Genomic DNA, 21,243 nt, shown 5'->3' on the forward strand with positions numbered 1-21,243 from the left:
AATTATAATCTTTGTTGGAATTAATACAACATATTCTCTCAAATATAATAGTCTTAAAGTAACAGTTTTTTTATAATTGTTGCGACGATACTCTTAGGAGGATATAACTATGAAAAATACGATTAAACAAAAGCACATTTCAATTCTGTTAATCATTTCGTTTTTCATCGTGATGTTCAGTACTTTAGGAGCAAAACTGGAATACGCGAATGCAGCAGGGCAAACAACCATCAAAATGCTCGAAATAACAGAGAATGGGACATCTGATCTTACAGGGCTATCTAATAGTGCCTTCAAGCTTGATTTAACAACATACAGTATGAAGCAATTCGTCGCTTCACGAGATTATCTGGACGGAAAATATGATGCCGTTTACATAGGAAAAGGAACCTACAGTACAGCAATACCTGCTGGAGTGCTCAACACAAGTACTAAACAAAACGACATAACAAATCTTAAAGCTACTGAACTAAAACACTATTTTGTTAACAAAGGGCTTCCATTAATTGTTTATGGAGACACTACTACCGGTGCCTTAAAACAATCTACTGACGGTAAATTGCATAAATTCATTACTTCGGTTCAGAATAAAAGCAATGTAAGCTTTGTTAACTCTAGTGAAATAAGCAATGCAACAACATTTGCTAATAAAACATCATTACTGACAAAAGCAACTGTTCGCCCCCAACTTACAATTGTCAGCAAACCAAGTGAATATGCTAGCACTAACAAAATATATACGAGGGGTGAAACACTCACCTATAGCTATAACATTACCAATTCCAATAATCTTGGCAATCTGGAAGTAAATCTGTACATTGGAATCGACAGCGCCGTTCCATTTACCACGAAACAGCTCGTTGCTTCCACAACTGTAACAGCGAACAACGGCACAATTTCCTATTCACTGCCTCGCGGCTATTCCGGTCCAAGGTACTGGCGTCTTGAGCTAGTAGATCTCAGTAGCGGTCTCAAGGATGTACATGCTGGCAGCTTTCGATTTAAAGATGAGACCAAAGTAATCAATGTTCTGCAATATAGACCAAATAATAGCGGTGACGATGCAGGTCTCGATAAGGATCATAATTTTGACAGCAGCTATCTCGTTAAATCTGGGGATTATGAGATTAAATTTACGGCGACTACGGTCAATAGCTTTAATGGTGGTGGTGGCTCTTATGGATATGAAAAATTTCAGGCATACGACATGCTGATTTTCGGATTCGCTCATGAATATAAAGAGTATGCTTTCATTGAAGTTCAAGCAGCAAGAGAAGCGTTATTGAGTTATATCAATTCTGGAAAAAGTGTCATGTTCACTCATGATACCTTCAACCCTTATAGCAGAGAAGGTTATAGAAGTGAATACTGGAACAATTTTAGAGCTATTGCTGCTATGATTGATCCTGCAAATAATGTAGGTAATATCAACAACAGCTACACTACATCAACAAAGAGGGCAAACTCCGGCTTGCTAACTGATTTTCCTTTTGTATTACCAAACGATATTGAGGTGATGAGCACACACGGCCAATACTACACACTTGATCTCGAGGACCCTGATGTGATTCCTTGGTATAACTTATCTGGAGGCGGGCGTACAGTCGGTGATAGCTGGAACCACTACTATGCCTATTCTAAAGGTAATATTACCTTTACGAATTCAGGTCACTCTGGACAAACCACGACCGGATATACCGAAGGTGAGAGACAGCTCTTCCTTAACACAATGTATCGGGCATTCACAATGGCTAATCATGGCCCAGTCATTACCGTGTTCTCGCCTGAAGAATATGACTCGGTAAAGGACAATTTCATACCTACATTCAATGAAATTCCTGTTCATTATCAAGTTGATGATCTTGATCTGGGTGATACCAACCTTACTACCTCGGTTAACTTCATTTATAATGGACAAACCTACAGCAAGATACCTGCTCGCAGCATCATTTCGGGCGATACCATTAACATGTCTTTTGAAAATCCTCTGCCTAATGGGGGGGACTTAATCGTAGAAATTATTGCAACGGATAGTAAAGGGGCACAATCTAAAAAGCAGATTAAAGTAAAGGTCAAGAAGGTAAGCTCCAATCTGGAGCTGTCCCGCAGCTTCTCCAACAATGTTGTAAATAATAAAGTGGACACTGGAAGTACGGTTACGATGAATTATACGATTACGCCAAAGCCGATTGCTGGCAGCGGATCATCGATGAGCGTAACTAATATTCAGTTCAAAGAGACACTTCCTCCAAATCTGGAAGTCTCATCTTTGCCTACTGGTTTCACAAAAACCGGAAATGTCACAACGGGATACACGATCTCAAGAAACTTGAGCAATATTCAATACACAAAGAAAGGTACTGACACGTTATATACAGCAGATCCTGTCACTTTCTCAATTACAGCCGTACCGATAAAACGTGGATTCTATCCCTTAAATAGTGCCACACTCACTTTTAAGGACATCGGTCAATCATCTAATTTCACATTACCGTTTCCAGGCTCTACATTAGAAGCTGTAACCAAGCTGACCTCGCTCAGTTTAAGTGACAGGACTATTTTAGTTGGAGATTCACTGAAACTGTTCCCGACCTACACTCCCGGGGATTTAACCGATGTACCTTTTACTTGGTCATCGGATAAACCAGGCATTGTAACAGTCGATAACACGGGTACTATTAGAGGCATCGCCGAAGGAACAGCAAGGATCACAGTCACAGCGCTGGACGGCAGCAATTTGTCAGCCACAGCCAATATTACAGTCGTTAAGCCCGGACTATTTATTAACGGACCTGATGAAGTAGCTGTGGGTGAAAATATCACTTTGACATCAAGATTAATGGCTGCAGATTACGAGCAAGTCACTTCATATTCCTGGAGTATTGATTCAGGCAGCAGCTTCTTGTCGATCAGTCCAACAAATCAAGCATCAACAACAGCTACTGGTATCAACAAAGGAACTTCTACCGTTAAACTAACGGTTATTACGAATAAGGGCAACACTTATACAGCGACAGCAACGGTTCGAGTTGTCAAAAGACTAACGGGTCTTCATTTAGATGGAACGACACTCTTTGTTGGGGAAAGCGCAACATTAACTCCTCAATTTACACCTACGGATGCTTCAGACAGGACGGTAACTTGGCAAACGAGCAATGCCAGCATTGTGTCAGTGACTCCAGCCGGAGTTGTCACTGGCGTAGATAGTGGCGAAGTTACCATCACCATCAGATCACAAGACGGGAGTAACTTAACTGCTTCAGCGATTGTTCGGGTTATTCAACCGAATCCAACCTTTACAGGACCAGATACTGTTGATTTAGGTCTCCCCCTTCCTCTAGATGCTGAAATGCAGTCTTCTGTGACAGATCCGATTGTAGCGTATAGCTGGAGCGTAAATCCGTCCTCTACTGGTGGCGTTATAATCCAAAGCCAGTCAGGAAGCTCTATTGATTACCGAGCAACCAAACAAGGTGAGATAGTTGTTAAGGTAGTAGTCACCACTCAACTTGGCAGAACCTACGAATCTGCTCCAAAAAGTATCACAATTAATCCTGTTGCTCTGGGGCTGCCAGATAGCATTATTGTTTCAGTTAATGATACAAAGGAGCTATTTGCCTCACTAAGCTCTGGTCCAGTATACGGTAAAGTTAATATTAAAGATTTCCTTATATGGAATAGCGATAACCCAAGCACCGTAAGCATAAATAGTGACGGGAAAATCACTGCTATTAAAGAGGGCTCTGCAAATATTACCGTTCAATCCAGATATGATTCAACTGTATCTGCTACAACAAAAATTATAGTTAAGAGAAAATTCGACGATAAAGGAAAATATTAAACAAAAAGGCATTACGCTAGCGGACAACTGCTAAGCGTAATGCCTTTTTGTCACTGATTCCTATGGTTAGTTAGAAATCAGCCTTCTGCTTTTAACCTGCACACTCAACTTTTCAACCCGGGGCAAGGCAGCCGATTGATTTTCAAAAAACTGATCGTTATACTCAATTACGAAACGCGACTTATCTTTATCCCGCTCGGCTTCTGTGATGTGGAAGTTAAAGTCACTGCCCGTATCCTCAACATCACCGCGAACTGCATTAATGGTTAAAGTACCTTTTGAGAAAAAGCCACCATTCAGCCAAAAAATGGATCCAACACCGTATAGCTCTGCTGTATCATCAGTGTAAAAAAACGCATCCAGTGTATTGGGATTGCTTGAAGAGTAGCTTCCGTGATTACTCGGTGCATCGACACGGTTAATAAAGATTTTACCCTTTGAAATCATCATTAGCTGTTTACGATCATCTCCCATACCTCGTATGATCGCATCCTGTAACGTAGTTTCTCCTAAAGTATAAATTGTTGCATCCACCAATACATTCCCTGAAATGGTTACATCGCCAGTTACCAAAATGTTGCCCTTAATCGTTAATTTCTCATTAAGATTTGGATTGTAGTTCATGATTTTCAGATCTCCATTTACGATAAACCATTTAACACTGCTGCCATTTACCCCTTGCTGTGCATTATTAGTAAACTCCAGAGCTTTATATTCGATACCATCCAGCTCCAGGTCACCATCAAACAACTTTGACCCGGTAATATTTTTAAATTGAGCAATATAATTATCGTAATCCGCTTTCTTACTCAAGTACTCATTCATCGCATTCGTATCATTAAGATCAAGAGGAGGTGTTGGCTTGACTGGGGGTGCGTTCATTTTTGTTACACCATATGATACTAATTTGTCGGAAAATGCAGTGTAATTACCAGAATCTATGGCATTTTTTATTTCCGATCTCGCGGTATCTATGCCTGTCGCTTCCGTAGCCTTATCAATAAACGTCTCCTCAACATTTATTGATACAAATTTCTTATTACTGCGAATTTGAATTTGATTTTTGGAAATACCCAGTAAATCTTCAATTAGCGGATTACTTGAACGAAGATAAGAAGTATAGTCACCCTCTTCACGCCCCCGTGGCGTCACCCCCGTCAAATTATGAACCTTGATCGCATCCAGAGATTGTACAAACACTTTATTGTCATCTTTCAAATCCAATCGAGGATACGCTGCTTTAATCCACTTATCTATTGTGAAATATTTGTAATCAGCCCAATTATCAATCTTCAATTCATTACCTGCATATACACTACCCTTTGGACTATAGACCGCACCATTTATAATTACATCCTTCTCCGAGCCGAAGGCATAGTTCAGAAATTCTGGATAGGAACTAATGATAACCTCCTGCTGTAATGTACGCCTCGTTTCGTTAACTATTGCTTCAGCAGTAAGCTTCACACTATAACTAGTATGATCTGCAGCAAGTGGCAGTGGTTCAATGCTAATAAGCTTACCTCCAGCACTGTTAAGTTTTGTATTGGTGATTTTATTTTTTAACTCATCCAACTTAGTTTGCCGCATATCAATGGCTAAATCCACAGGTCGCATCGCTTTTCCATCATATTGCGCCACAAGGTAAGCCACCGCTTCGTCCAATGTTTTCTCAGCAAGATGAAGGCTTTGAACATTATCTTCAGCTTTCTCTGTTCGGTTTGCTCCGCCAAGAGCAGCACCCATAACAGCCGTTGCTAAAATTAGGAAAATAACAACCATGAACATCACCAAAACGAGAGCGTAACCACGTTCATTTCGAATCATGTATGTTCCTCCTAAAATCCGAATTTGCTATCCAGAGTAAGCTGGCTTGTGTGCCCGCCTTGATCCTGACTTAGAGACAGCTTAATGTTAATCATTCCAGTACTGCACTCATTTGGGTCCATGCTTGTACTGCTGCATTCTAATGTTATGTTTGACGCTTGTGGTATATCAGAAACATCAACTATGATATTGGAGCGAATCTCAAATTCAACGGTATCAATAATGAGCTTGCCTTTAGAAGAACTTCCATCATTCTGAATATATATCTTTTTTGTACCTCCTATACCCGAGATTAGTTCAATCCCTTGGTTCCCTCCATCATCAATTCTCTTGATCCTCTCCGGTGCAAACGTATACAATTCATTAATTACCGTTGACATAACCAGATCAGCTTCATCACGCAGCTCGTTTTCAATTTGAATCTTTTGATAAGAATTAATACCGAAAGTAATGGCAGTAAAAATAACACCCGCAATTAGTGAGACTAACGTTATAGCAGCAATCAGCTCAACCAGCGTGTAGCCTTGCTCAGAGCGTTTTGTTTTAACGGATTCTCTCACTGGTTATGTACCCCTCCACTTCAGTTGTATTACGCGCACCGCTTCTTCCATCTTCTCGTTCCACTACGACATTGACAGGAAACAGCAATTGGGCCATATTACGTTCCTCCTGCTTCACGCTACTCAGCATTGTATCAGAGTTATGTAAATCTCGTTGATACTCTATCGTTAGCTTAAACCGCACATCATTGACAAGAGGATTTAGAATTTCATTGAAAACCGATGCATTACTAACTAGCTTACTGACCTCAGGGGGGCATCCAGTTGTTAAGTCACATTTTATGTCATATTTTCCGTCTGTAATAAAATATTTCTTAATTTCATCAAACGGCTGTTTCTCCAGATACACAAGCGCATTCCGTGCCAGATTGACCATTACTGTCTTATTCTGATTGCCTTTCGCATAATCCATAGAATTTATAAAGAAAGCCGTTAATGACAACGTTACAATTGAAAAAATAACTAGTGCCGCCACTACCTCAACAAGGCTAAATCCAGACTCCTCCGTTACTTTATGGCCCCTGTACACTCTCCTATCCCCTCATTCGCTTATCATATAAGAACATGACTTTTGTACTAATCCTATTTTACTATAACCTTCATGAATTTCCCATAAATTAAGAATACTATTTTCATATATTCAATACATTCTCGAGCCTATTCAGATCTATTCTTGTGACTAGATCGCTATGATGCCAATGCTGTGCACATCCCGATAGTAATCTTCCGTCCCCATTATTTGCTCTATTTGATTTGCAGCAATTTCTTTTCGTAATCCACAAATAAGTAAAAGTCCTATACCAGTAACCCGGTATAGGACTTTTACACAATCGTAATCAATATCGACAAAACCTAGTCTTTTTAACGATCCTTCCAACGCTGAACCGTTGCCGTAAATGTTTCCCCGCCGCCTGCAGTCGTTTTGGTACGGTTATTAATATCGCTGCCATTGCTGTTAGTCTCAACCGCTGCCCAACTTCCACGAGTGAACTTGTACGAAATCGTTGTACCAGCTGCTAAGTCAAGCTTAATGCTGTATGTTCCATTAGACTGACGAGTAAGCTGATATGCCGGGTCTGCAGGATTCCAGCTATTGAAATCTCCCGTAATATATACCGCATCGCTTGTCGTCGTATTGGTTGGAACATTGACTGTAAAGGTCAAGCTGTCCGGTTGCGGTTCACCTTGGCTGATGCTGCCATTAACCAAAGTTGAAGTTCCGGTTGAGAAGTGGTAGTTGTTTCCACTATTGTTATCCCATGTTCCGCCGCCATTATTGAAGGCAGCTGTAATTCCCGTAGCCGTTCCAACCGGCAAAGTAATTGTGAAGTATCCCGGATGAGTTGCTGCAGTCATTGGCACACCAGGTGCAGTCGTCCAGTTGCTTTCACCGTCTACTTTATAGTGAATATAAGGAGTAGTGAAAGATGTCTTGTAATAAATCGTTACATTATTTCCTTGAGGTGTCGTAACAGTAACACTACTGCTATGTCCGGATACATTCCCCGCTGCATCCTTGGCTTGCACTGTGTAACTATATGTTGTATTTGCCTGTAAATTAGTGTCCTGATAAGAGGTTGTGGTCACTGTCGTCAGCAATACATTGTCCCGATAAACTTCATATCCGGTAACCCCGATATTGTCAGTTGAAGCGCTCCAACTGAGCTGAGCTGTATTAGAGCCAGCCAACGTAGCCGTTACATTATCCGGTACGGTAGGAGCCTGTGTATCCGGAGTGATAACTGGCGTCGTCACCTCTGCCGCACTGCTGAATGCAGAGAGATTGCCTGCTGCATCCTTGGCTTTTACCGTGTAAGAATAAGTTGTTGCCGATTGCAGTCCAGTGTCACTATAGGAAGTTCCTGGTACCGTAGCAATCTTTACCCCATTCCGATAAACCTCGTATTCAGTAACTCCAACATTGTCTGTTGATGCGCTCCAGCTAATGTTAGCTGCTGTATCCCCGTTTAATACTGCTGTTACATTATCAGGAACCGTTGGTGCCTGTGTATCTGCAACAGTCTTCTTCACCGCCAAGACTTTATTTGAGTTTTCTCCTACCGTTATCGTAATTTGTTTGCCTGTTGCCCCGCCGGACTGTACAGTAACTGTTTCTGAAGTGTTTAACAGATTGGTAAGAACAGCTCCCACTGTCAACGAGCTTTCAGCTCGAAGTGGAATTGTCTGAGTAATCGAGCTTCCCGAGTTGTTGAACACTGAAATCACTTCATCGCCAGCATTCGAACCTGCATCGATTTTCCGTGAGAATGCATACAGATTCGCAGCCGACCACATTTCTCTTTGCTTACCTGTACGGAGTGCAGGGTAATCCTGGCGAAGCTTGTTAAGCTTAGCTACGTATTGATACGTGTCCGTGTTTGTATTGAAGTAATCCGTAATTACGTTACCATTGCTATCACGCTTCACCATGGACCAGCGATTCCATGTATCAGCAATCCCACCAGTGATAATAGAGCCATTTCCATTTCCTTTATTCTGCTCAGTACCCTGGAATACAACAGGTACACCGCGTACTGTAAAAATAAAGGTCAACGCATTTTGCAGCTTTTGCACATTCCCACCAGTCTCGGTCAAGAAGCGGTTGCGGTCATGATTATCAATGAATGTAACCATGTGGTTCTCGCTGCCATTATAGAGTGAATCCTGTGCTAACGTTGCCTTAATGTTAGTGTCAAAGGATTGTCCATAAGCGAAGCTGTTCAGAATTGAGAAAAACAGTGGGAAATCGAGCATGCCCCATTCAGCATTGCTGCCTACCCAGCGCGATACAAACTCGGCATTTCCGTCAAAGTTCTCCCCGAAGGATTTAACTCCAACATATTGCTCAAGCTCGTGGATCACCGAAGGTTTAATGAGCTTCGCTGCATCAACACGCATCGCATCGGCTCCTGTATAATCAAACCAGCCTTTGATTGAGCTGAAGATCGCATTCTTGGCAGCTGCATTATCGTGATCGATATCATCAAGACCTGCCAAATCATGATTTTCAATATAATCCTGAGCCCACTGTGTATAATTGCCGTCTACCAAGGACCAGTTGATATCACCATTATGGTGGTACCACGCCGGATTATTGAATGGAGCTGCCGGCTGAAGACTAGGAATATCATAATAATTGTTCGTACCAAGCATATAGTCTCCAATATGATTTGGAACTACGTCGATGATTACTCTTATTCCCAAATTGTGAGCACTATCAACCAATTCCTTCAGCTTTTCTTTGGTACCAAAATACGGATTGGCTTTATTAGGATCTTTCACGTTGAAACCGTGATAAGCTGTATTTCTGCCTGTACCGTTATTATCGCGGCTAGTTACCTGAGGTTCTGCAACAGGTGAAATCCAAATAGCAGTATATCCCATTCCTTTAATGTATGGAAGCTTATCAATAACCCCCTGCCAGTCGCCGCCCTTCATATATCTGAAATCCTCTTCAGATGATTCCCCATAACGTATCGCTGATCCAGTCGCATTGTTTGAAGAATCACCATCATGAAATCTATCGACCATGATTTGATAGATTGTATCATTTTCGTCAAAGCCCAGACTTGCTGCTTCCGCTTTCTTAACAGGACCTAAAACACCAGTAAACAATGAAACTACTACTGCCAATGCTGCGATAACGCTTATCCCTTTTTTTACTCTCTTAAACTTCATCTCCTATAGCCCTCCCATTTGATCAATATCACATCTTTAAAACGATATGCTCATTAGGTGCAAGTTTGCACAAATGTAATCGCTTACATTTTATTAACTCCCCTCCTTCGAAAATGTTCGAAAGCAGCGAAATCAACAGATTGATAATAATCATATTGGATGATGTTGAACGAACTTCACTATCCACTATTTTCATAATAAGGAACCGGTTTCCTGAATTTAACATAACATTTGTCATCTTATTGGTCAATACCATATTTTTGAATATATTATTTTTTGTCACAGAAATAAATCCTTCGAATCAGATCATTCAAAGGACTTATGCATCCAAATAATCATTTATATCTTACACTTGATCCTCTTACTACCAACTGAGGTTCTATCCAGGTTTGGAAAGCCGTTTCCTCAATGTCTGTCACATCATTAGCTAAAGTGTTATCGTGAATGATGTCCATCAGCACCTCCGCTGATTTTACGCCAAGTTCAAACGTGTCCATATGCAGACTAGTTAAAGGTGGTGTCGTATACGGAGCCAGAGGTTCGTTATCAAATGTAACAATTCCGATCTCCTCCGGAACAGAGATGCCCTTTTCCTGCAATCGTCTAAGCGCACCATATGCCACATAATTGTTCATGCATATGATTGCATCTGGAAGAATAGGAAGGGTGAGCATCTTTTTTATAATTTCATATCCATTCTCTTCGTTATTTCCTTCAGGAAAACACCACACCGGATTTACGTTTAATCCCTTGCTGCGCAGTATATCTGTATACCCGGAAAATCTCCGCAAAAATAATGATTCATTTTTTTGTCCACCAATAAATCCGATTCTGCGATACCCTTGAGATAATAAATGCTCTGTTATTTTCTTGGCTCCAAGTCGATTATCAATGTCTACACTATGGAATCTCTGTTCAGTTTCCAAATCTCCGAGCGCTACAAACGGAAATTTCATTTTCTCCAAATCTGCTGCTGTTTCCTTATCCAGAATAGAATTATCTATTATAATTGCATCCGCCTTCTGACTTAATGCATACCTATTCAGAAATTTGCGGCCTTCTCCTTGAGTTACGTTACAGATCGTCAAATCATAATTTTGCGGCCCCACAATGCTCTCTACTCCACCAATAATATTATAGAATAAATTGTTCAAAAAATCGTTTCTACGTGAAAGGTCAATCATAAGTGCAATATTGTTGCATCTGCGTTTGGCTAATCCTGTAGCTATGCTGCTCGGAATGTAGTTCATCTCTTTCATAATGGTTCTGATTCTATCTTTTGTTGCATCCGAGATATGTGGTGAATTATTTAATACTTTCGAAACGGTAGACTTAGCCACATTAGCAGCCTTCGCGATATCATTAATTGTAACCTTCACAGGACTCACACCTTTTGCCATAATATTTATAATGTAACATATTTACCCATTTTAATTTATTAAATTACTATTTATTACACTATATTTTGATAAAATGATCTCAGTAATCCCCCCCTACCAAATGAAAGCGTTTTATTATTATGATAAATATTGGTATAATAAACTTAATAATAAACTAGGAGGGAACGACTATGACAACTAACAGTAACATCCTAGTGCCGTTTGATGGCTCCGATAGTGCACAGGCAGCCTTGCGTATAGCCATCGATATAGCGGTAAAGTTTGACGAAGCAGTCCTTTTAATTCATGTTCAGCCTAGCTTCAGAACACCTCATAGCAAGATTTTTTTCAGTGAGGAGGATATACGCAGCTATCAACAATCACTGTATGAGGAAGCGATCGCTTCAGGAGTTCAAATTCTTAAGGAGACTGGAATCAAGTACGAGACAAAGCTTCTGATCGGTATTCCGAAAGAAGAAATCTGCAAGGAAGCGCACAACCGTCGCGTTCGTTATATCGTTATCGGTTCACGCGGGTATAGCCCTTTTGTAGGCAGTGTTCTAGGCAGTGTGAGTCAGGGTGTACTTAATATTGCAAATTGTCCGGTGATGGTTGTTCCTCCCCCAGATAAATAACAATTTCTTTTAATATAATACAAGAAGAGGCTTTCCCATAAGTAGATGGTTCTACTTGAGATTGCCTCTTTATCTATATCAGCTTATGAGCATACCACTTGTCCCCTCTAAATCTCCAGGCAAAGATCATTCCGCGAATGCCCCATTCGGCAACCATAGCAACCCACACGCCCATTATACCGAAATTCAGAGTGATTCCCAAAAAATACCCCAGTATTACACGGAACAACCACATCGTGAGCAAGGAAGAGATCGACGTAAAGCTTGAATCACCAGCTGCGCGCAGTGCAGACGGCAAAATAAAGCTACACGACCATAAAAAAGGCTGTGCAATCGCATTTAATAGAGTCAATGCAAAGATAGTAGAAATGATCTCTTCAGGAGGTGAGAACAATTTCATTAATAAAGGGAATAGGGGCAACAACACCACAATTCCTATTATAAAGAACACTGTGGAAAGTCCGAGAAATGACTTAATAAACTTTCTGGCATCTTGAATATCTCTGCGCCCAATACACTGTCCTACCACCGTTACAACAGCGATACTTAATGCCGATGAACCTATTTGATATACAAGAGCTATGGAGCCACTAATTGCATTTGCCGTAATCGCAAAGGTTCCCAATTGAACGATAAATGTCTGTGTTAACAGCTTGCCACCATTAAAAAACATCTGTTCCGCAGCAAACGGAAGTCCGATAAACATAATTTTCTTAAGCATAGAGAAATCGATGCTCAGCGCATTTTTTATTTTGAAGCGTAGTGTCTGATTATATTTCAACAAATAGATTAAGGAAGTCACCATACCTAATACTCTTGCCAGAATCATAGATATGATGAGGCCCCTGACACCCATATTAAAAATTGTAATCAACAATACATTTAAACCAAGAAATGTTAAGTTCATAATTAACGACAACCGCAAGCATGCTCTTGTTTCAGCAACACCGCGGAGCACACCGCTTACTGCCTGAAATATAGCGATAAATGGATAAGAGATACAGCTGCCGATGAGATAAATTTTGGCGTTCTGAAGCACATCAGCATCTGCGTTACCAAAGAGTAAATTTAAGGTAGGAGTATGAAAAACAATAACAAAGCTGCTGAGTAGAATAGACAGGATAGCAACTGCCGAAACAGCTTGAGATGCAGCTCTGGATACCATTTCCAGATTGCCGCTGCCTTTATATTGCGCAACGATCACGGTTCCGCCTGTTGCTACTGCAACAAACACGTTAATCAGAAAAATATTTAGTGAATCGACCATGCTGACCGCACTCACCGCTGCAACACCGGAGGAGCTAACCATTGCAGTATTCAGCAAGCTCATCAAAATAATGAAAGCCTGATCTACTAAAATAGGGATAATAATAGAGATAATTTGCTTGTAATCCATTGAATTGCCTGTAAAATATTTGTTCAATAGCGTTGCTGAATTTTGTTGTAAGCTCGGCCTGATTCTATTCACCTTTTATCACTTCTTTAGCTGAATTATGTTAGACACATCATCGATCTTCTATTATACCACTCCTGAAAATAGTTTACAGTGATGGCGACTAGGAGATTATGACAAATCACTAACATGCAGCATCGTTTTGAGTCTCTCAAGTTCAATATTTGTGACGATCCCGGTCTCATGCCAGTGTCTGGCGCATCCACAGTAATTCAACAGTACACACTGTGGTTCATAACCAAGCTCCTTCGCTTTGTATCCTCCAGAGATGAGGTTCAAAGGGCATGCTACCCCGACGATACCAATATTCCCCCTATCCTCATGTTGATGTCCAAATGCTGTAGAAGCATGCGGGATCATATAAACCTTGAAATTATGATTGTTGCCCAAGGCCGTTATAGCATTAACCTGACAATCCTTCGCACAGCCTTTACACACATATCCATGCTCCGTTTGTACGGATCTGCACTGCTCCTCTCCTTTTTCTCTCATACAAATCGGGAGCAATACCCTCTTCTCTTTTGTGTTCACGAAATCGTTATGAAATGCTCGATTCATCAGCTCGGCGCCTACCATGTTCAAATGATATTCCACACGTGCCCGTGCACAAAATATTTGATTTTCCTTCCACTTGAGACGGGTTTGATGATTATCTATGTATGAGTTTACGTTGCAGGTGTAGGCCCCTAACAACTCAAGACTCCTGCTTTCAAACCAGTCAGCGAGTTGAACAGCACTTAAAAGCATGCGGGAGCTGTCCCTTGATGGATTTCCTCTAAAAAAACATGCCCAGACTTCCAATCTTTTGGTTTCCTGTTCGAATTCTCCAGTAGCATGCAACCATCCGATTAACTTGGAAAATTGCTTAACGTCAATAAAAGAAGTAACCGAACTTGACCTTCCTTTTTGCGGTAACAGTGTTGTATTCACAATCCCTTTAAGTCCCTCAACGACCGATCTTGCCACTTTTCCTGTACTTTTTAGAGCATATACTCTTGCAAGTTTTTTGCCACCAAGTTTATGTAATAAAGATCCCCTGTTCCCATATTTATTAAATAAAACGCCGATCATAACAAATTCCAGAGCATAGACCAGATCATCCAGTGATTCCAAGCCATTATCTTCAGCAAAACGACTGAATTCCTTGAGTGTCCTTTCCCCATTCATTTTATTGATCAGTTCATCCGCCATTGCAGATGCGTCTCGATAATACTCTTGAGTTCCTGCAGTATTTCCGTACAATGAATAAGTAATTGCCTCCACTAGTAGCCTCTCCTTCATATTGCATGTAAATAAATTGTAAAATATGATGATACTATAGCTTAATTTTGTTGTATTATTGTCGCGCTACTAATATATTAGTATATAATGCAAGACTTTTGGCCTAAAATTTTTTTTTAATATTATACACATAAGAGGTGTTACATATTGGGTCTTATTGTGTGGATAGACCTCATATTGTTCTGTCTGTTGTTTGCACTTTTTGTTTATATATTTGCTTCTGTTACAATTACAAAACTGCATAAGGTTTACTTAGGCTTCCACTTTTCTATGATGTTATGGCCCTTCAGCCAATTTGCCATCAAAACAACGGATAACCTTGAATATCAATTGTTTTATGTAAAGCTTGCCTTTGTGGATCTCGCTCTGTTATCGATTGGGTGGTTGCTCTTTACATTATTTCTCACAGGACAATCGCAATTTTTGCGTACAACCAAATATGCGGCACTTTTTATTCCTGCTTTGATAGCAGCTCTAATTGTTGTTTATAATCCAAAGTCCATGTTTGTCGAGCCAATAAATGGCGGTTACATAGTGAGAGATTACGGGCCTCTTTTTTGGCTTATTGTTAGCATATTAGCCGCCTATGTTGTTATTTCACTTTTTGTCATGATTATGACACTAGCTTCCAAAATAAAAACTCCCCGAATCAAAAGACAGGTCAGACAAGTGCTCCGGGGTATGATTGTAATGATTTTGTTTATTGCGGCCGATATTATTTGCAATGTCACTTCACCCAAATCTTTTCCCGTTGTTCCTGGATTAACATCACTTGGTATTCTGGTGTCTGTTATCTTCTTTGTTATTGCCATTCACCGCGATAAGGTATTGGATATTGTGACTATCGCTCATCAGGATATTATTGATACCATAACACTCGGTATTTTGGTGCTGGACGAAAATGAAATTGTAGTGGAAATTAATCAATCCCTGCCTCCTTATATTAACTTGCATATTGGCGAGCGCTTTAACATTGAGGTTGTAGTTCCACAAGGCGAATCTATTTCTAAAACCCGTCCATTTCTGGATTCTTATCAAGAATCACCTTTAAATCCTGCAGAAATTGAACTGACTTATCGTGTATATAATGCAATCGATCCATTCCATGTCAAAATTCAAGTTGCTCCAATTGTTGTTAGTCATACGATGGTTGGACGAATCATTACATTTCAGGATATAACAGAGATTCGCCATCTCATAGATGAGACCCATTCCCAGAATGAAGTTCTACAGAGAAGAAATCAATCGCTAATAACTATTCAACAGGAGCTTTTTGAGACGAATCAAAAACTTCAACGAATGACCATTACCGATAGCTTAACTGGCTGCTATAACCGTAGTTACCTGACTCATCAATTGGAGCTAAAAGTGATGAAGCACAATAGAGCTCCTGAACCGTTTACGATCCTGCTTCTGGACATCGACTTCTTCAAGTCAATCAATGACACCTATGGACATTTAGCTGGCGATGCCGTGCTACGTAGTACAGTAGAGGCGATCCAGCGAACGCTTCGGAAGAATGATATTTTAGCGCGTTATGGTGGAGAGGAATTTGTCATTTATTTACCAAATACAGATCAGGATGGAGCAAACAGCTTGGCTGAAAGAATCAAAGCCTCTGTTGAATCCAATAAGATTATCGTTCAACAAGTGGAGTCTCCAATATCTATAACTATAAGTATGGGATTACTTTTCATAAATCACATCACTAGTGAAGATTCTCAAAATCCTCAGGCAGTATTAAATACACTGTTTGATGCCGTAGATAAAGCATTATATCAGGCCAAAAATGAGGGCCGCAACCGAATCGTTAATGCTCAGGGATAAACCTTGACCTTGCAGCCTTAAGATTCGTTGCGACCCGTTTTTGTACGTGTCAAGGTACCCAGACTGATGCTGATATGGCTCACTGCTATAGCTGAACACTACGATATCATGGGCAGCAGCCTGGCAATGATCTCATCTCCCCTCTATTAATATCATGGACAGCTCTTGGGACAGCTCCATGTCCAGCTTGACGAACTCACGATCATAAGTCAGAATACCGTTCAATTCGGTCTCTACATCCGTTAGTTGCGTATATACAGCCGCAGCCACTCCGCTTGAAATTAACGGCTTCAATTGCTGGCGAATCAGGGAAGCGTAGAACGCATTCAGCGCCTCGCGGCTCCTGCATTTTTTATAGCCGAAGCCTTTACCTTCCTTCCACATATGACCCTTCTCCATCAGGCTGTAGCCGCCATACTCGGAAATAACTACGGCGCGTCCTTCAATGTTTTGAGGCATTTTAAGCTTTCGGAAATAAATATGTACACTCTTGATATCGCCAACTCCCTGGTCATACCATCCGCTGGCATGAACTACCGGACGCGACGGGTCATAACCTCTTACCCATTCTGCAATCTCCGCAGCATCAAACTGCCCCCACGCTTCATTAAACGGCACCCACATACCGATGCTTGGCACGTTATATAAGGCGTCGATCATTTCTTTGAGTTCCTTACGATAGTTGTCGCGATTTTGTTTATCCTGCCGTCCCAGGGCTTTGTACTTGTTATCCTTCACTTTGAGCGAGCTTGCAAAATTAGGGATAATTAAGTGGTAAAGATTGTTCCAGCCACCTCCGCCATTGATCATATCCTGCCAGACAATCATGCCGAGCCGATCGCAATGATAATACCATCTTGCCGGTTCAATCTTGATATGCTTCCTTATCATGTTGAAGCCAAGCTGCTTGGCGATTTCGATATCGTGGGCGAGAGCCTCATCAGTAGGTGCGGTGTACAAACCGTCAGGCCAATATCCTTGATCAAGAATACCATGCTGAAATAACGGCTCTCCGTTTAGGAACAATCTTTTGACACCCTGCTTGTCCTGCTCTACAGTAAATGACCTCATGGCAAAATAGCTCCGAATAGTATCAATAGGATGACCGTCCTCAATTAACCGAAGGTTAAGATCATAAAGAAAGGGCGTTTCTGTACTCCACAGGCTGATCTCGGAAAAATGCAGCTTTAAACCCTCACCAACCGCGCCTCTTGCAGAACTTATTAATTTGCCATTCTCGTACGCCTCTGCTTCGACTTCATAATGGATGTCTTTACGAATGCTCGCCAAATCAATATGTATAGTTAGTTCTTTGCTAACGATGTTAGGCACCATTCTAAAAGAGGAGATGTGCTGATTAGGAGCAGGCTCAAGCCATACGGTCTGCCATATGCCCGAAACCGCTGTATAGAACAATCCCTTAGGATGTAAAGTTTGTTTGCCGCGTTCTTGAAGAAAGGTTTCCGTGGGGTCCCACACCTGAACGACAAGCTCATTCTCTCCTTCTGTTAAACATGAGGTAATGTCAAAGGAAAATGGGGTATATCCGCCGCTATGCTCACCTGCTTTATCGCCGTTGACCCATACTTCCGTTTTCCAATCCACCGCACCAAAATGCAGTAAAAGCTTGTACCCTTCCCAATTCTTCGGGACAGAAAAAGTTCTGCGATACCACAGATGCTCATCAGGCTTTAGTGGTTTTTGTACGCCGGACAGCGCAGATTCAACGGGAAAAGGCACCAGAATACAGCCGTCGTACTCTTTGATCTCATCTAGCTGCGTCTCTTTTGGTGTAATCGCATATTCCCACAAGCCGTTCAAATTCATCCATTCATCACGAATCATTTGGGGCCGCGGATACTCCTGAAGCACATTTTGCGGATGAACCTCTTTGGCCCATCTCGTCCTTAGCCCTTGTCCGGCGATCTTCCAATGACTATTTAGTTCATGCTCCATGGCTTAGCTCCTTTAATTATTTTTTTCCTCATCTTAGTAGGTTTGAGTTTGATCGTATAGGTAAATTTTTAATAAAAGTGGATATTTTATCCATATAATTCACACAAAAAAAGATTGCGTTATAAAACATCCCGCAACCTTTTTGTAGCCATCGAGCGGCCTAGATTACACTTCAATAATGATTGGTTTGGAGACGGAGAGCAATTTCCCATCCTTAACGATAACCTTGCTCCCGTCAATCAGGTTCGTATAAGCGTTGTCAGGCAGGTTTACCTCGATCTCAACTGATTTCCCCTTCATGTTGAACACACCGACCAGTTTGTGACCTCCCCATGTATATTCTCCGACAAGAATATCTTCCTCATCAATGGCCCTCAATAAATAACTGCCATTAGCTACGATTTCTTTTTTCTTAATAGGATAAAGCGCGCTTAGAAATGAAGAGATGTCTTTGCCCGTATTCCAGTTCACGGTATCCTTATTGAATAAATCCGGGCGAACATCGTTTTCTGTTTCTTGACCAGCATAGATCAAGGTCATCCCCTTTTGGAAATAGAGGAATGCGGTCCAATTCAATAAATCGTTATCATTTGGAATCAATTCCTTGGCGCGAGGCTGATCATGGTTTTCCAAATAACGCAGTTTGACATAGTTTTCAGGGTATATGTACTCCTGCATATTAACCTTGTCGGCATAATAGCTAAGCTTGTTGTCCCCGGTTAAATAACCCTTGAAATAATTATGAATGTCGTAATCGTAGCTCACGTCAAAGGCCTGAAAAATTTCGGAGTCAGACAGGCTAATCATACCTTGTGATCGAAGAAATAAAATAAATTCCGGTTCAACGGACTCGCTAAGCCATAAGCAGTCAGGTCTGACCTTATCCACCTCTTCACGGGCACGAAGCCAAAAATCCAGCGGAACCAGAGGCGCTACATCACAACGGAAGCCATCCACGATTTCTGCCCACATTTTTAGCGATTCAATTTGATAATCCCAAAGTCCAGGCTGATTATAATCCAGATCAACAATATCGCTCCAATCACCAACACGATTGCCCATGCTGCCATCCGTTTTTTTGAAGAAATACTCGGGATGATTGTCCACTAGCCAGGAGTCAGGAGAAGTATGGTTATAGACAACATCGATAATACACTGCATCCCTTTATCGTGAATGGCGTTGACCAGATCTTTAAAATCCTCCATTGTTCCATATTCCGGGTTTATCTTGCGAAAGTCCTCGTTGGCATACGGACTGCCAAGCTTGCCCTTTCGTGCCTTCACACCGATAGGATGGATAGGCATAAACCAGATGATGTCCACACCCAGCTGTTTGATGCGATCCAGGTCTTTTTCGACCGCCTTGAAGGTTCCTTCCTCACTATGATTACGAACGTAAATCGAATACATTACCTTGTTGCGCAACACTTTTTGTGTTTTTTTTGCCACCAGGCTCACTCCTTGTTCTTAAACGTTTACTCAATACTGATAATAACACTACATGACTCTTATATTACATGAAGTATATCAACTTACTCTCTATTTCAAGCAAAAAAAGCCAAGTAAGATCAGGAGAAAATTACTGAACTCAGCTTGACTCAAATCTAATATTAATCATACCTTTACTCTATTTTTATTACTTCCAAATTTCATCCGCAATTTCTTTAATAAACGCCAGCTTTTGCCATTGCTGCTCTTCAGTCAAAATATTGCCTTCCTCTGTAGAAGCAAATCCGCACTGAGGACTGAGACAAATTTGGTCAAGATCAACGATTTCCGTTGCTTCCTTAATACGTGCCACAATCTCTGCTTTATCCTCTAGTTCACCAATTTTAGAAGAGAACAACCCTAACACAACCTGCTGATCCTTCAGTTCTTTGAGCGGTGTAAAATCTCCCGAGCGTTCCGTATCAAATTCCAGATAGTATCCATCGATATTTTGGATTTCGAACAACGTTTTTGCAACAGGCTCATAACCGCCTGACGATGCCCAAGTGGAGTGATAGTTGCCCCGACATACGTGAGTTGTAACTATAAGATCAGAAGGCAGGTCATTGATCGCTTCTTGGTTCACGCGGGCATATAGCTTCGAAATGTCCTCTACACTAAGACCGCCTTGCTCCAAAATCTTGCAAAAATCGCTATCACAGAGCATTCCCCATGTGCAATCGTCCAATTGCAAATTACGGCAGCCCGCATCATAGAAGGCAAGTATTGCATCATGATATGCCTTTGCTATATCCTTTACCATCTCATCCAAACTGTTATAATACGTATCCGTGGACGCTTTATTTTCAGGGCGCAACAGCTCCGCCAAAAATTGAGCTGGCGCCGGAATTGTCTGACGAGCAACAACCTCATCACCTGCCACTTGCTTCAAGAAACGGAAATGATCCACAAAAGGATGAGAGGAAAATCCTATTTTCCCGTTCAAACGCGCAGTTTCTGCTCTCGTCTCGATTCCCTGAAACAGATACCCTTGATCCACATCGGCTTTTTCCACACCATCAAGTCCCCACATAAAATCAAGATGCCACCAGGAGCGTCTGAATTCCCCGTCCGTGACCGCCTGAAGACCGACCTCTTTTTGCTTCTCTACCAGCTTGATAATTTCAGCATCTTCGATCCGTGCCAGCTCATCCGCAGTAATTTCTCCATTGCTATATTGCGCTCTCGCGACTTTGATCCTTACCGGACGCAAATAGCTGCCAACTACATCAAATCTGTATGGTGCTGCCTTTCTTGCTTTTCCCTGAACCGTCACATTACACATGGTAGATATTCTCCTCTATTTTCAATTAGTGAA

At 41.3% G+C, this 21,243-nt stretch carries 13 protein-coding genes; 3 read left to right on the forward strand and 10 right to left on the reverse strand.

The window, feature by feature from the left end:
- The first annotated feature begins 109 nt into the window (after window positions 1–109).
- Window positions 110–3,841, forward strand: a complete 3,732-nt coding sequence (locus BLS49_RS08475) for an Ig-like domain-containing protein (protein ID WP_091228370.1) — start codon at window positions 110–112, stop codon at window positions 3,839–3,841.
- 66 nt (window positions 3,842–3,907) lie between these two features.
- Here BLS49_RS08475 and BLS49_RS08480 read toward each other — a convergent pair whose 3' ends face one another.
- From BLS49_RS08480 to BLS49_RS08505, 5 genes are all read right to left on the reverse strand, one after another.
- The gene (locus BLS49_RS08480; RefSeq protein WP_091228373.1) at window positions 3,908–5,668 is read right to left on the reverse strand and encodes a type II secretion system protein; all 1,761 of its coding nucleotides are present in this window, start codon (window positions 5,666–5,668) and stop codon (window positions 3,908–3,910) included.
- A gap of 11 nt (window positions 5,669–5,679) precedes the next feature.
- Window positions 5,680–6,228, reverse strand: a complete 549-nt coding sequence (locus BLS49_RS08485) for a PulJ/GspJ family protein (RefSeq protein WP_091228376.1) — start codon at window positions 6,226–6,228, stop codon at window positions 5,680–5,682.
- A complete protein-coding gene (locus tag BLS49_RS08490; RefSeq protein WP_091228378.1) occupies window positions 6,212–6,757 on the reverse strand; it encodes a type IV pilus modification PilV family protein in 546 nt (181 codons plus the stop codon). Before BLS49_RS08490 ends, BLS49_RS08485 begins: the two co-directional genes overlap by 17 nt.
- A gap of 332 nt (window positions 6,758–7,089) precedes the next feature.
- Window positions 7,090–9,906 carry an alpha-amylase family glycosyl hydrolase gene (locus tag BLS49_RS08495; RefSeq protein WP_091228381.1) on the reverse strand — a complete coding sequence of 939 codons (2,817 nt, stop codon included), beginning with the start codon at window positions 9,904–9,906 and terminating at the stop codon, window positions 7,090–7,092.
- A gap of 335 nt (window positions 9,907–10,241) precedes the next feature.
- A complete protein-coding gene (locus BLS49_RS08505; RefSeq protein WP_091228387.1) occupies window positions 10,242–11,285 on the reverse strand; it encodes a LacI family DNA-binding transcriptional regulator in 1,044 nt (347 codons plus the stop codon).
- A 191-nt stretch (window positions 11,286–11,476) separates the two neighbouring features.
- On the opposite strand from BLS49_RS08505, the gene BLS49_RS08510 reads away from it, so the two are divergent.
- Window positions 11,477–11,920, forward strand: coding sequence for a universal stress protein (locus BLS49_RS08510; RefSeq protein WP_091228390.1), 444 nt, complete (start codon window positions 11,477–11,479; stop codon window positions 11,918–11,920).
- 73 nt (window positions 11,921–11,993) lie between these two features.
- Here BLS49_RS08510 and BLS49_RS08515 read toward each other — a convergent pair whose 3' ends face one another.
- Both BLS49_RS08515 and BLS49_RS08520 read right to left on the reverse strand, forming a co-directional pair.
- Entirely contained in the window at window positions 11,994–13,316 is a 1,323-nt protein-coding gene (locus BLS49_RS08515) for an MATE family efflux transporter (protein WP_091228487.1), read from the reverse strand.
- A 168-nt stretch (window positions 13,317–13,484) separates the two neighbouring features.
- On the reverse strand, window positions 13,485–14,636 hold the full coding sequence (locus tag BLS49_RS08520; protein ID WP_175471351.1) for a DUF116 domain-containing protein: 1,152 nt from the start codon (window positions 14,634–14,636) through the stop codon (window positions 13,485–13,487).
- Window positions 14,637–14,801: 165 nt separating this feature from the next.
- Here BLS49_RS08520 and BLS49_RS08525 point away from each other — a divergent pair, with 165 nt between their 5' ends.
- Complete coding sequence (locus BLS49_RS08525; RefSeq protein WP_245742308.1) at window positions 14,802–16,481, forward strand: histidine kinase N-terminal 7TM domain-containing diguanylate cyclase; 1,680 nt, start codon at window positions 14,802–14,804, stop codon at window positions 16,479–16,481.
- Window positions 16,482–16,613: 132 nt separating this feature from the next.
- Here the strand turns inward: BLS49_RS08525 and BLS49_RS08530 are convergent, their stop codons facing one another.
- The 3 genes from BLS49_RS08530 to BLS49_RS08540 form a co-directional block, all read right to left on the reverse strand.
- Window positions 16,614–18,437: a glycoside hydrolase family 2 protein gene (locus BLS49_RS08530; RefSeq protein ID WP_091228397.1), complete on the reverse strand. Its 1,824-nt coding sequence runs from the start codon at window positions 18,435–18,437 to the stop codon at window positions 16,614–16,616.
- A 165-nt stretch (window positions 18,438–18,602) separates the two neighbouring features.
- Window positions 18,603–19,886 carry an alpha-amylase family glycosyl hydrolase gene (locus BLS49_RS08535; RefSeq protein WP_091228401.1) on the reverse strand — a complete coding sequence of 428 codons (1,284 nt, stop codon included), beginning with the start codon at window positions 19,884–19,886 and terminating at the stop codon, window positions 18,603–18,605.
- Between the two features lie 187 nt (window positions 19,887–20,073).
- A complete protein-coding gene (locus BLS49_RS08540) occupies window positions 20,074–21,210 on the reverse strand; it encodes a 5-methyltetrahydropteroyltriglutamate--homocysteine S-methyltransferase (protein WP_091228404.1) in 1,137 nt (378 codons plus the stop codon).
- Window positions 21,211–21,243: the final 33 nt, after the last annotated feature.

It is taken from the genome of Fontibacillus panacisegetis, from assembly GCF_900102215.1.
GTDB lineage: Bacteria > Bacillota > Bacilli > Paenibacillales > Paenibacillaceae > Fontibacillus > Fontibacillus panacisegetis.

What these genes read in the sequence shown, in the direction of transcription:
- BLS49_RS08515 (WP_091228487.1), bottom strand. Translation starts at nt 13,316, where the DNA reads ATGGATTACAAGCAAATTATCTCTATTATTATCCCTATTTTAGTAGAT.
- BLS49_RS08495 (WP_091228381.1), bottom strand. Translation starts at nt 9,906, where the DNA reads ATGAAGTTTAAGAGAGTAAAAAAAGGGATAAGCGTTATCGCAGCATTG.
- BLS49_RS08540 (WP_091228404.1), bottom strand. Translation starts at nt 21,210, where the DNA reads ATGTGTAATGTGACGGTTCAGGGAAAAGCAAGAAAGGCAGCACCATAC.
- BLS49_RS08480 (WP_091228373.1), bottom strand. Translation starts at nt 5,668, where the DNA reads ATGATTCGAAATGAACGTGGTTACGCTCTCGTTTTGGTGATGTTCATG.
- BLS49_RS08510 (WP_091228390.1), top strand. Translation starts at nt 11,477, where the DNA reads ATGACAACTAACAGTAACATCCTAGTGCCGTTTGATGGCTCCGATAGT.
- BLS49_RS08530 (WP_091228397.1), bottom strand. Translation starts at nt 18,437, where the DNA reads ATGGAGCATGAACTAAATAGTCATTGGAAGATCGCCGGACAAGGGCTA.
- BLS49_RS08475 (WP_091228370.1), top strand. Translation starts at nt 110, where the DNA reads ATGAAAAATACGATTAAACAAAAGCACATTTCAATTCTGTTAATCATT.